Below are 11,468 nucleotides of genomic sequence, written 5' to 3'. Positions count from 1 at the left end.
CGTTGCAATTTCGAACCGAGCGCTGCAGGCACGCACGTCCTTGCGAACCGCTTCGGTTCAATCCTTCGACGCGGCCCCTGCCTTTGCAACTGCGTCCGCAAATCGGGCGGGCGATCGTCATCCCAACAATTCAGGTCCAGTGGAGGAATGTGATGGCCCTTGCCGGTGATGCGAAACGTATTCCAGACCCGGCCGGACTTGTCGCGGGGGCGCAGTGATGGATGCGCGGACAATCCTTCTTCCGGTCGCACATTTGGTATCGGCGCTTCGCGCCCGCATGAAGGGACCGGGTGGCTACTACAACAGCGGCAATGCGCTCGGCCTCATTGTCGGTCTGGCGATCCAGATTGCCACCGCGCCGGTCGGCTTGCATGAGGGAAGCAGCGTCACCATGGCGGTGATCGAATATTTCGCTGGCAGCCATGGCACTGTTGCGCTGACCTTGACCACCCTGGTCTTCTTCTGGGGCGGCGAGGCCTATCACCGGGCCTGGGCAAGGCCGGATGCTCCCGATCCCGCCCTCAACCGTCTAGGCGACTTCCTGTCGGGCCTGGGTGCGATCGGGCTCGGCATTGCCCTGTTGCTGCTCGGCGAGCCATTGCTTGCGGCGACCTCCGGCCTGCTGCATGCGCTGGGCAAATTCGGCAGCACCTTCCACAGGCCCGGCACGCCAATTCCGATCTGGCCGGCCGCTTGGCCCGATCCGTTCCGCAGTGCGGTGCTCGCCAGCCGGTTGCCGGCAATGCTGGCGACGACAGTGGCCCTCGCCCGCGCTTTGCCTGAGGTCTGGTGGAGCGGCTCCTTCGCGGCCCTCGCCATGCCACTGACCTTGCTCGGCTGTTATCTCTTGTGGACCAAGGCCGATCTGCTGCTCTTCGGCGTGGGCACCAAGGCCACCCGCCAGATTTCCACATGTTGAACCCGCTTTTTGAAACGACCGGATGTCGAGATGGAGAATGACATGTTTGGCAGTGTGTATCATCAGGACGCCGGCCCCCCATCCTTTCGCAAACTGGTGCGGGCGACAGGCTGGGGCAGTCTCCTGACGCCGGCCGGTTCAATCTCGAGAGTGACAGGAATACTTGCAGCTTCGCTGTTTTGGGGGGCCTCGGCCCATGCCGCGAACGTTGACGTCGCCATCGTGTTCGCGGTCGACTTTTCGTCATCCATCGATCCGAAGATCGCCGATATGCAACGCGAGGGACATGCCGCGGCACTCACCTCGCCAGAGATCATCGCCGCCATCAGCCGGAATTATATTGGTTGCATCGGCGTTGCCTATTTTGAGTGGTCGAGCCCCGGACACGCGCGCGTCGTGCTGCCGTGGACAAGCATCTGCGGACTGGAAGATGCCGAAGCGGCGGCTGCGGTGATCAGCAGGAAAGGCGATACCGGCTTCATCCGCAGAGGGCGTGGCGGAACATCCGTCTCCTCGGCTATCGACATCGGCAGTCTCCTGCTCGACCAGTTCCCGGGAAAGGCCGCAAAGAAAGTCATCGATATCTCCTCCAATGGCGAGAACAACGACGGGCTTCCCGTCCAGCCGAGCAGGTCGAACGCCATAGCCAAGGGATATACGATCAATGCCATCGCCATCCCGACGGAGGATGAGAATCCCGACCAACCTCTGGCATCCTATTTTGCCAAATCGGTCATTGGCGGTTCCCAGGCCTTCGTCATGACGCCGAAGGGGCCAGACGACTACACCATGGCGCTTCGCCGCAAGCTCGTGACTGAAGTAAGCATGAACGACGACCGTCCGCTGTGAAAGTGCGCCATGTAGGACGAACTTTCGAGGCCCCATCCCGGAGCGCATTGCACAACGAGATCCCCGCGCCGCTGCAGCGCGAGACCTTGTAGGACCGTCAGGACAACAGCCTATCGCCGCAATGCGTGCACGCTTGCCTTGCCTTCGCCGCCTACCGGCAAAGCCATGTCATCGTCGAGAAGGCGCGTGATGCGGGCAAAGCCGGTGAACGCTTTCCTTGCTTCCTCGGCCGACATCTGGCCCGACAAGGCGGCCGAGCAACAGTTCAGCGCGCACTGATAAACCGGACCGCGCCGTCCCGTTGGCCATTTCCGCAAGAACATCATGGCTTCGGCAACACTATCGATTTCTTCCGCAGGGTGTCCTTGCCCGCGCGAAATCCGCACGGGCGAAAAGAAATGCAATTGATCCATCGTTTCCTCCCGGTCGACCGCAATGCGCTCGATCGAACCCCACCAAACGCACCAACAGCCGGTTGGTTCCAGCCAAAAAATGGAATTTTTTGAGAAATCTGTCAGGCGAAGGCGATCACCTGTGCGGTGGTGAGTGTCGCCTACATCGTCGGAAAGTGGCAGGCGACTTTGCGACCGGGTCGGTATTCCCGCAACTGCGGCCGCTCCGAACGGCAGCGCTCCGCCGCGATCGGGCATCGGGGATGGAAACGGCAGCCGGTTGGAGGGTTCAGAGGGCTCGGTACGTCGCCGGTGAGGATGATGCGCTTGCGCGTCCCGCTGGGCGTCGTCTCCACGATAGGAACCGCCGAGATCAGCGCCTGGCTATAGGGATGGGCCGGTGCTGCAAACACTTCTTCCGCCGGCCCTTCTTCGACGATCGAGCCGAGATACATGACCGCTATGCGGGTTGAAACCTGACGTACCACCGACAGGTCGTGGGCGATGAAGATGTAAGTGAGATTGAGCTTCTCCTGCAGATCGGCAAGCAGGTTGACGATTTGCGCCTGCACCGACACGTCGAGCGCGGAGACGGGTTCGTCCAGGACCACGAGGTCCGGGTTCAATGCAATAGCCCGCGCGATGCCGACGCGCTGGCGTTGCCCGCCGGAAAATTCGTGCGGAAACCGCATGACGTGATCCGGCAGCAGGCCGACAAGGTCGAACAGTTCCGCCACGCGTCTGGTGATCTCGCTCGACGAGAGCCTGCCATGGATGCGCAGCGGCTCGGCCACCAGGTCGCCGACGCGCCGGCGCGGATTGAGCGATGCCGACGGATCCTGGAAAACCATTTGCAAGCGGCGCCGGAGCGGCCTGAGTTCGGACAGCGACTTCGAGGTGATATCGTTGCCTTCGAACAAAAGCTCGCCGTCCGATATGTCGTAGAGCCTCACCAGGCAGCGCGCCAGCGTGGACTTGCCGCATCCGGATTCGCCGACCAGGCCGACCGTCTCGCCGCGCCACACGGTCAGGGAAACATTGTCGACCGCATGAACGGTTCGCTTGCCTTCGGCGGAAAAACGGCTGCCGATCGAAAAGCGCTTGCCCAGCGAACGCGTCTCGATAATGGGGCGATTCTTGTCGGTCATCGATCCGCTCATGCCTGTGCCACCCTGAAGCACGCCGCGGCATGAGTGCCGCTCCCGAGGTCGGGTTTGCCGGCCTCGCAGGGCTCATAGTGAACCGGGCACCGCGGACCGAACGCACAGCCCTGCGGCAATCGCAGCAATGACGGCGGCGAACCGGGAATGGCCGGCAGGCGGCGTGGTTTTTCGCCGGTCAGCGGCGGGATCGAACCGAGCAGCGCGCGCGTATAGGGGTGTCGCGGATCGGAAAACAGCTCCGCGCGACTGCCGCGCTCCACCACGCGGCCGGCATACATGACCATGACCCGGTCGGCGAGTTCGGAGACCACGCCCATGTCATGCGTGATGAAGACCACCGCCGACTTGTGCGTCGCGCGCAGCTTGCGCACCAGATCGAGAATGCCGGCCTGTACGGTGACGTCGAGCGCCGTGGTCGGTTCGTCAGCCACCAGCAACGCCGGATTGCAGGACAAAGCCATTGCGATCACCGCCCGTTGACGCATGCCGCCGGACAGTTGGTGCGGGTAGCGCGACATCGCCTCGTGCGGGTTCGGAAAATTCACCTCGGCCAGCAATTCCTCCACGCGCTCCATCGCCTTGGACTTGCTGATGTTGCGATGCGCGCGGATCTGTTCGGCGATCTGCCAGCCGATCGTGTAGACAGGCGTCAACGCGGTCATCGGATCCTGGAAGATCATCGCGATCTCGTTGCCGCGCAGCCGCCTCAGTTCGCGCGCGGGCAGTCCCACCAGTTCGCGGCCCTTGTAACGGATCGAGCCTTCGATGGTGGCGTTGGGATCGGTGATCAGACCCATGACGGCCAGCAGCGACACGGTCTTGCCGGAACCGGACTCACCGACGACGCCGAGGATCTCGCTCTCCTCGAGGTCGAAGGAAACGCCATCGATGGCCCGCACCAGGCCATCATTTGTGCGGAAGGATACTTTGAGGTCGCGCACCGACAGTATCATGATGTCCTCAGGCGCGGATCGAGAAGGATGTAGACGAAATCGACCACCGCATTGGCAACAACCACGAACATCGAAGCGTACATCACCGTTGCCATGATCATCGGCAGATCGAGATTCTGCAGCGCGTCATAAGTGAGCTTGCCGATGCCGTGCAGCCCGAACACCACCTCCGTCAGCAGGGCCGAGCCTCCGACCAGCGCACCGAAATCCAGGCCGAACAAGGTGACGAAGGCGATGAGCGACGTGCGCAAGGCATGGCGCAGCAGGATGCGGGTCTCCGACAGGCCCTTGGCCCGGGCCGTACGGATATAGTCCTCCTGCAGGGATTCGATGATCGCCGCGCGCAGCACGCGCCCATAAATGCCGATGTAGAGAATGGACAGCGTGATCCACGGAATGACCAGGGTCAGGAACCAGCCCTTTGGATCGTCGGAGAAGTTCTTGTAGCCGAGCGGCGGCACCCAGGAGAACGCCCAGCTGTCGTGGTAGCGGCTCTGGGTGATCAGGTTCATCACCTCGCCCAACCAGTACACCGGCATCGAAATACCGAGCAGCCCTAGCGCCATCAGCAGCTTATCCAGCCAGCTGCCGCGCGTGGCGGCGGCGGCGATGCCGATGATGATGGAGACGACCACCCACAGGATCGCCGCTCCGAACACCAGCGAGAGCGTGACCGGGATCGAATCCATGACCGCCGGCACCACCTTCCAGCCACGATTGACGAAGGAGGTCAGATCGCCGGTGACGAAGATCTTCTCCATCATCGTCACATATTGCACGTAGAGCGGCCGGTCGAAGCCGAAGCTGTGGCGTACCGCCTCCAGCACTTCGGGCGATGCATTGCGGCCGGCGATGCGCGCCGCCGGATCGGAGCCCGGCGTTGCGAAGAAAATCAGGAAGACGATGACCGAGATGCCGAACATCACGAACAGCATCTGGCCGAACCGGCGCAGGATTGCGTAGATCATCAGTCGCGCCCCAGCCGAACCTTGGAGCGCGGGTCGAGCGCGTCGCGCAGACCGTCGCCGAAGACATTGAGCGCCATGACGGAAACCGCGATCGCCAGGCCCGGCACCAGCGCCACCAGTGGCCTGGTGTAGAGCAGCGCCTGTCCGTCCTGGATGATGGTGCCCCAGCTCGCGGCCGGCGGCTGCACGCCGATCGAAAGGAAGGAAAGGGCTGATTCCGTAAGCATGTTCAGCGCCATCATCAGCGGCACGAAGACGATCAGCGTCGTGGTGACGTTGGGCAGGATGTCGCGCCACAGGATGCGCCACCCCGGCACGCCCAGATTGATCGCGGCGAGCACGAATTCGCTTTTGCGCAGTGCCAGAACCTGCCCGCGTATCGGACGAGCCACATAGGGCACGTAGACGATACCGATGATGATGACAGGCAGCCACAGACTGCCGGACTCGATCTGGATCGGTCCTATCGTGATGCCATGCGCGATGGTGACGATGGAGAGCGAAATCGCCAGCAGATAAATGGGGAACGCCCACAGTATGTCGAGGAAGCGCGACAGCACCGTGTCGGTGACGCCGCCGAAATAGCCGGCGATCAATCCCGCCGCCGTGCCCAGGATCAGGGTGAAGATGGTTGCTGCTCCGGAGATCAGCAACGAGCTCAGCCCGCCATAGAGCATCCTGGCCATGACATCGCGCCCCTGGCTGTCGGCGCCGAGGAAATAATTGCCCAGCCGCCAGGTCGGGCCGAGCGGTGTGTAGCCAAGCCCGAGCCCCTCCGTCGATTGTTCCATCACCGGAACGTCGGCACCGTCGATCTGGATGACGGCGTCGAGCGTCGAGGCGAAGGGGTCCACGCCTGCCCATTTCGCATAAAGAGGCGCACTGAGGCAGGCAAGGACGATGAGGAGGAACACGGCCAGCGACGCCATGGCGGCCCTGTCCCTTGCCAGCTTCGCAAACGCGACGGCCCAGGGCCCTCGCGTCTTGCGCGGCGCGGCGACAGCTACGTTCGACACGGACGTGCCCCTCCGCGGTTCGTTACTGCACCCAGGCCATTATTGTACCCAGGATTGGGTGATCATCCAGTTGAACTGCCTGTTGAACTTGAAATTGCCAAGACGTTTGCTGACGAAGTCTAGCCGCTTCGGCGTAAAGAGGCCGACCGCAGGTGCCTTGTCGGTGACTTGCCTGTCGATTTCAGCCCACATTTTATCGGCGGCTTTCTGATCGGTGACGCCGAGGTCCAATGCCTTTTGCATCTTGGCGTCGATTTCCTTGTCGCAGAAGCCGGCGATGTTGATCGAGGCGTCCGAACCTTCGCGGAAGGAGGCGCAGCTGAACAGGATGTTCAGGAAGTCCGAAGCCGCCGGATAGTCCTTGTACCACTGGGTGACGGACATCTGCACCTTGTTGTTGGTGTTCTGGATGTAGGTGAACTGGATGTTCGACGAGATCGGCTTGACGTCGGCGACATAGCCGATGCTGGTCAGCACGCTCTGCAGATAGACGCCGATGGAGCGCGAAATGGCGGTGTCCTCGACGATGATCGTCACCTTCTGGCCCTTGGTGCCGGAGTCCTCAACGAGCTGCTTTGCCTTGTCGAGATCAGGAGCCGACCATTTGGCGCCCGGGTTCTTGGTGAAGGGACAATAGTCTTCATGCCCGGGGAAGTCCGGAGGCAGGACCTGGCAGACCGGCGAGGCCAGCACCTTGCCGCCGAACAGCTTGACCAGCGTGTTGCGATCGATCGCATAGGCAACGGCCTGGCGGGCTTTTTCGTTGTCGAAGGGTGCGAGACGGTTGTTCAGCGGCGCGTACCACCAAGCCGAAAGCGGCGAGATGTGCAGCTGGTCCATGGACTTGCTGCCCAGTTCGCCCAGGCGGTCGCTCGGCAGAGCGTCGAACATCCAGTCCGCTTCGCCGTTCTGGATCGCGGTGACGGCTGCCTCTTCGGACAGGCCGAAATCATATTGGACGACATCCGGATAGCCGTCCGGCTGGGCTTCTTCGCTCCACTGCTTGAAATTGGGGTTGCGGGAAACCGTCATGCCCTTGTTCGGGTCGAAGGCGGAGATCATGTACGCGCCGGTGCTGGGAATGGGCTTGGAACCCATGTCTTCAGCGGGCGTGTCCGCCGGCAGGACCACGGCATGCGGCAAGGCAAGCTTGTAGAGCAGCTCGGCATCCGGCTTGGTGATGTTGATGGTGATGGTGCCGGCCGCTTCGTCGCCGACAACGCCGCCTTCCAGCGTGCAGCTCTTGGTGTCGGCCAGGCATTTGTCCGCCCCGACGATGCCGGCATAGAACGTGCCGGAGGTGGGTCCGGAAACCTTGAAGATGCGCTGGAAAGAAGCGACGACGTCCTTCACGCCAAGATCCTGGCCGCTGGAGAACTTGATGCCCTTGCGCAGCTTGAAGGTGAAGGTCTTGCCGTCATTGCTGACCTGCGGCAGGGCCTCGGCCAGATCGGGGACGATGGTGAAACCGTCCATGCCCTCGGCCTTGCGGAAGGCCACCAGGCCGTCATAGATCGGCTGGTACATCTGCCAGCCCTGGTCCGTGTAATTGATGTGCGGATCGAGCGTTCCGGCCGCGGAGCGGGCCAGCAGGCGGATGGTGCCGCCTCGGTGCTCCTTGAGATATTCGGCCTGTGCCGGGGCCAGCCATGTACCGGCCAGCAATGCCGCGGCTGTTGCCGCCAGAAGCAGTTTCTTCATGTCTTGATTCCCCTTTTTTCAGTTATCGTTGTGGTCCAGGAAGTCTCCCACCACCCGCATGCACGCATCTTGCTCTTCGACATGCGGCATGTGGCTGGAATGCTCGAATATCTCCCAGCGAGACCCCTTGATGCCGTCCTTGTAGGGCTGCACGGTCGCGGGCGTGGCCTCGTCGTGACGTCCGGAGATGATCAGTGTGGGAACATCGATGGCCGGCAGGCGCTCGACGATGCTCCAGTTCCTCAGCGTTCCGATGACATGGAACTCGTTTGGCCCATTCATCAGATTATAGACGGTCGGATTGCGCACGACCTGGGCGAAACTTTCCGTGACTTCGGGCGGGAAAGGCACGACCCGGCAGACATGCCGCTCGTAGAACACCATCGTCGCAGCCTGGTAAGCCGCATCGTCCGTCGTGCCGGCCTGTTCGTGTCGGGTCAGGGTCTCCTGCACATCCGCGGGCAGATCCGCACGCAACCGGTTGGCCTCTTCGACCCACAGTTTCATGGACGCCGGTGAGTTGGCTATGGTCAGCGATTTCAGGCCTTGCGGCCGCGTCACGGCATATTCGGCGCCCAGCATACCGCCCCAGCTCTGGCCGAGCACGTGGAAGCCTGTCCGAATGCCGAGGTGGTCGACGAGGTTTTCAAGCTCGTCGATGAACAGCCCAGGTGTCCAGAAATCGGCGCCTTTCTCAGGCAGCAAGGTGGAATTGCCGCAGCCCAACTGGTCGTAGTGGATGACGGCGCGATCCCTTCGCGCAAGAAGCTTGTAGGCATCGACATAGTTGTGAGCGACGCCCGGGCCGCCATGCAGGATCACCACAGGCGCCTTTTCGCCGCCGAGTTCGCCACTGACCCGATACCAGGTCTCGTAGGCGCCAAAAGCGGCCCGTCCTTCCATGCCGATGATCTCAGATGACATCCCAATTCCCAGTGCGATTGAAGGTACTTTTATCGTCCGCGGCGGCAGGCGCCTAACTCATGTTACGGGTGACCTGCACCCACTCTTCCAGCATCTGCACGCCAAATGCCGTGGCACCTTGCCTGCCGAGCGGCCGATCGGTGTCGGTCAGTTCCTTGCTGGCGATGTCGAGATGCACCCAGGGGCGATCTTCCGTGAAATGGCGCAGGAAGGCTGCGGCATAGGGAGCATCGCCATCTTCCATATCCTTGGCATGATGCCGCAGGTCCGCGAACGGCGATTGCAGGCCCTCGTCGTAGGCCCGATCGAGCGGCAGCCGCCAGAACCGCTCGCCGACCGTTTCTCCGGCCGCGATCATCTGTGACGCGATGGCATCGTCGGTGCTGAACAGGCCGGCGAATATCGACCCCAACCCACGCGTCACCGAATAGGTCAGCGTTGCCAGATCGACGATCACTAAAGGGTTGAAGCGCGTGGCTGCATAGTGGAGGCAGTCGGCCAGAAGCAGGCGTCCCTCCGCATCCGTGTCGAACACTTCCACTGTCTGTCCGGACGCCGTCGTGATGATGTCGCGCGGTTTGAGCGCCGTGCCGGATGGCATGTTCTCCGCAATGCCGAGAACACCGACAACGTGTACCGGGCTGCCTTGCCGGGCGAGTGCGATCAGCAGGCCGACCACAGCGGCCGCTCCGCCCATGTCGGCTTTCATGTCGAACATCTGCGCTCCGCCCTTGATGCAGAGGCCGCCCGAATCGAAGCAGACGCCCTTGCCGACGAAAGCGAGTGGTTGGGCGGGAGCACCCTTGCCCCGGTAGCGCAGGACAGCGACCCGCGGCGGGCGCGCCGAGCCCGATCCGACAGCAAGAAGCGCGTTCATGCCGAGCTCCTTCAGTTGCGCGGCATCAAGCATTTCGATGTCGATGCCGGCTTCACGCAGGGGCTCAAGATGATCGTGGAAATTGTCTGGATGGAGATGGTTCGGCGGCAGGTTGACCAAGGTGCGTGCATATTCGACGCCGTCGGCGATGGCATTGATCCGCGCCAGCGCCGCTGTCAGATCCGGGCCGCGAGCCCCTACCAGTTTCACCCGCAAGGTTCTATCCGCTCCCGCCCCTTGCCGCCGGTTGCGCATATCGAAACGATAGCGGCGTAGCCGCATGCCAAGCGCGACACGCGCCAGGATTTCGGCGCCGGGCAGGTCAACGCCGGCGATCGGGTCCAGGACCAGGGTGGGCGCGCATTCCCCCTTGCCCTCGAGATGCGCGGCAAGCAGACCGCCGGCGCGCGCCAGTGATAGGGTGGTTACGGCTTCAGCTTTGCCCAGGGCCAGGACGACCACGCGCTTGGTCGATACGGACTGCGGGGCAATAAGATCGATGCAGGTGCCGGATTCGATCAAGGCGGCCGGGTCGGAGCAGGCGCGCGAGAGAATCCCGCCCATCTCGGCATCCAAGGCGGCTGCCCGCGGGCCGAAGCCTGTTTGGGCAGTTTGCAAGATCACGACGACGGAGGCTTCCGAGGAAATCTCGTCCGCGGTCTCGAAAACCGGCGCTGGCGATTGAGGCATAGGCTGGCGCTCTCTCCGATTGCGGCAATACCAGCCGGGTAGCGAGCAACGCTTCGCTCACCCCGGTGGAGACTGGTCAAGCCGGTCTCCGCCGTTCGTGGTATAATGCCGGTCCCCAAATAGTCGCTTTCTTGAGACGACTTAATTGCTCTTGTCATCTGGGTATCCCCTAACAGGGCAGGCGATCAAACGCGAATTCTGCCCATGTCGATTGACAAAAACTCAACTCACAATTCATGATCGGCCAATGGCCCTTCCCTCACTCAATGGCATGCGCGCTTTCGAGGCCGCCGCTCGCCTTGGCAGCGTCAAGGACGCGGCGGAAGAACTGCATCTGACACCCTCGGCTGTCAGCCGGCACATCCGCGCGCTTGAACGAAATCTTGGCCAGGACCTGTTCGAACGCGGTTTTCGCCAGATAACGCCAACCATAAGGGGCTCCTACTATGCGCGCAGCCTCTCGGAGGCGTTCGAAGCGATCTGGCGCGCCACCGATGACGTCAGCCTCTCCGAGGGGTCGCGCCACGGCAAGATCCAACGTGTTCGGGTCTTGTGCGTGCCCACCGTTCTGAACCTTTGGCTGGCGGACCGGTTGCCGAACTTTCGCCGGTTGCATCCGTCGGTGGATCTGGAGATCTCCACTTCAGGCAAGCGCGCCAACTTCGATTTGGCCATTGTCGACGAGTTCGTCTACAAGGCCGGCCCGGCTCTGACGCTGCTGATCCCGCTGCTTTTGACGCCGGTCTGTGCGCCTTCGCTTCTGGAGGGGCCTGTGCCGCTGCGATCGCCGGCCGATCTGGTCAATCATCATCTGATCCATGAATGCGAAACCATGAGATGGAAGCGTTGGCTAGAGCAGGAAGGCGTTCTGGAAACGACGCCAAAATCCAGCACAACACTGGATGATTGCACCTTGATCATGCGCGAAGCGATCAATGGCGCCGGAATAGCGCTTGCGGACACGATGATGGCGCAAGATTTTCTGCAGCAAGGCAAGCTGGTCGCGCCGTTCCGGG

General features: G+C 62.2%; 12 protein-coding genes. 4 read left to right on the top strand and 8 right to left on the bottom strand.

The features are described 5' to 3' along the window. The 3 genes from EOA22_RS38095 to EOA22_RS12080 form a co-directional block, all read left to right on the top strand. The coding region (locus tag EOA22_RS38095; protein ID WP_206521279.1) for a hypothetical protein at positions 1 to 218 on the top strand (218 nt) is incomplete at its 5' end. A gap of 59 nt (positions 219 to 277) precedes the next feature. Beyond that, on the top strand, positions 278 to 919 hold the full coding sequence (locus tag EOA22_RS12085) for a hypothetical protein (protein WP_245478626.1): 642 nt from the start codon (positions 278 to 280) through the stop codon (positions 917 to 919). A gap of 42 nt (positions 920 to 961) precedes the next feature. Continuing rightward, positions 962 to 1,768: a DUF1194 domain-containing protein gene (locus EOA22_RS12080; protein ID WP_063170236.1), complete on the top strand. Its 807-nt coding sequence runs from the start codon at positions 962 to 964 to the stop codon at positions 1,766 to 1,768. Between the two features lie 110 nt (positions 1,769 to 1,878). Here the strand turns inward: EOA22_RS12080 and EOA22_RS12075 are convergent, their stop codons facing one another. The 8 genes from EOA22_RS12075 to EOA22_RS12040 form a co-directional block, all read right to left on the bottom strand. Next, a complete protein-coding gene (locus tag EOA22_RS12075; protein ID WP_024503323.1) occupies positions 1,879 to 2,181 on the bottom strand; it encodes a DUF982 domain-containing protein in 303 nt (100 codons plus the stop codon). 140 nt (positions 2,182 to 2,321) lie between these two features. After that, on the bottom strand, positions 2,322 to 3,308 hold the full coding sequence (locus tag EOA22_RS12070) for a dipeptide ABC transporter ATP-binding protein (protein ID WP_013531723.1): 987 nt from the start codon (positions 3,306 to 3,308) through the stop codon (positions 2,322 to 2,324). Positions 3,309 to 3,316: 8 nt separating this feature from the next. After that, complete coding sequence (locus tag EOA22_RS12065; RefSeq protein ID WP_024503324.1) at positions 3,317 to 4,276, bottom strand: ABC transporter ATP-binding protein; 960 nt, start codon at positions 4,274 to 4,276, stop codon at positions 3,317 to 3,319. Further along, positions 4,273 to 5,244 carry an ABC transporter permease gene (locus tag EOA22_RS12060; RefSeq protein ID WP_013531725.1) on the bottom strand — a complete coding sequence of 324 codons (972 nt, stop codon included), beginning with the start codon at positions 5,242 to 5,244 and terminating at the stop codon, positions 4,273 to 4,275. The genes EOA22_RS12065 and EOA22_RS12060 overlap by 4 nt, the downstream gene beginning before the upstream one ends. Then, a complete protein-coding gene (locus tag EOA22_RS12055; RefSeq protein WP_063167981.1) occupies positions 5,244 to 6,260 on the bottom strand; it encodes an ABC transporter permease in 1,017 nt (338 codons plus the stop codon). Before EOA22_RS12055 ends, EOA22_RS12060 begins: the two co-directional genes overlap by 1 nt. Before the next feature lie 39 nt (positions 6,261 to 6,299). Further along, positions 6,300 to 7,961, bottom strand: coding sequence for an ABC transporter substrate-binding protein (locus tag EOA22_RS12050; RefSeq protein ID WP_024503325.1), 1,662 nt, complete (start codon positions 7,959 to 7,961; stop codon positions 6,300 to 6,302). Between the two features lie 18 nt (positions 7,962 to 7,979). After that, positions 7,980 to 8,885 carry a proline iminopeptidase-family hydrolase gene (locus tag EOA22_RS12045; protein WP_027161573.1) on the bottom strand — a complete coding sequence of 302 codons (906 nt, stop codon included), beginning with the start codon at positions 8,883 to 8,885 and terminating at the stop codon, positions 7,980 to 7,982. Positions 8,886 to 8,937: 52 nt separating this feature from the next. Continuing rightward, positions 8,938 to 10,452: a leucyl aminopeptidase gene (locus tag EOA22_RS12040; protein ID WP_063167980.1), complete on the bottom strand. Its 1,515-nt coding sequence runs from the start codon at positions 10,450 to 10,452 to the stop codon at positions 8,938 to 8,940. A gap of 247 nt (positions 10,453 to 10,699) precedes the next feature. Here EOA22_RS12040 and EOA22_RS12035 point away from each other — a divergent pair. Further along, positions 10,700 to 11,468, top strand: a 769-nt coding sequence (locus EOA22_RS12035) for a LysR family transcriptional regulator (RefSeq protein ID WP_127389984.1), incomplete at its 3' end; no start/stop codon positions are given.

Origin of the sequence: Mesorhizobium sp. M7A.F.Ca.US.014.04.1.1 (assembly GCF_003998745.1) — a bacterium.
In the GTDB taxonomy this organism is placed as follows: Bacteria; Pseudomonadota; Alphaproteobacteria; order Rhizobiales; family Rhizobiaceae; genus Mesorhizobium; species Mesorhizobium ciceri.
This window is presented reverse-complemented; position numbering and strand designations above follow the sequence as displayed.

Excerpts from the sequence above, each read along its gene's own strand:
- EOA22_RS12060 (WP_013531725.1), bottom strand. The coding sequence starts at position 5,244 with ATGATCTACGCAATCCTGCGCCGGTTCGGCCAGATGCTGTTCGTGATG.
- EOA22_RS12050 (WP_024503325.1), bottom strand. The coding sequence starts at position 7,961 with ATGAAGAAACTGCTTCTGGCGGCAACAGCCGCGGCATTGCTGGCCGGT.
- EOA22_RS12085 (WP_245478626.1), top strand. The coding sequence starts at position 278 with ATGAAGGGACCGGGTGGCTACTACAACAGCGGCAATGCGCTCGGCCTC.
- EOA22_RS12065 (WP_024503324.1), bottom strand. The coding sequence starts at position 4,276 with ATGATACTGTCGGTGCGCGACCTCAAAGTATCCTTCCGCACAAATGAT.
- EOA22_RS12075 (WP_024503323.1), bottom strand. The coding sequence starts at position 2,181 with ATGGATCAATTGCATTTCTTTTCGCCCGTGCGGATTTCGCGCGGGCAA.
- EOA22_RS12070 (WP_013531723.1), bottom strand. The coding sequence starts at position 3,308 with ATGACCGACAAGAATCGCCCCATTATCGAGACGCGTTCGCTGGGCAAG.
- EOA22_RS12045 (WP_027161573.1), bottom strand. The coding sequence starts at position 8,885 with ATGTCATCTGAGATCATCGGCATGGAAGGACGGGCCGCTTTTGGCGCC.
- EOA22_RS12040 (WP_063167980.1), bottom strand. The coding sequence starts at position 10,452 with ATGCCTCAATCGCCAGCGCCGGTTTTCGAGACCGCGGACGAGATTTCC.
- EOA22_RS12080 (WP_063170236.1), top strand. The coding sequence starts at position 962 with ATGTTTGGCAGTGTGTATCATCAGGACGCCGGCCCCCCATCCTTTCGC.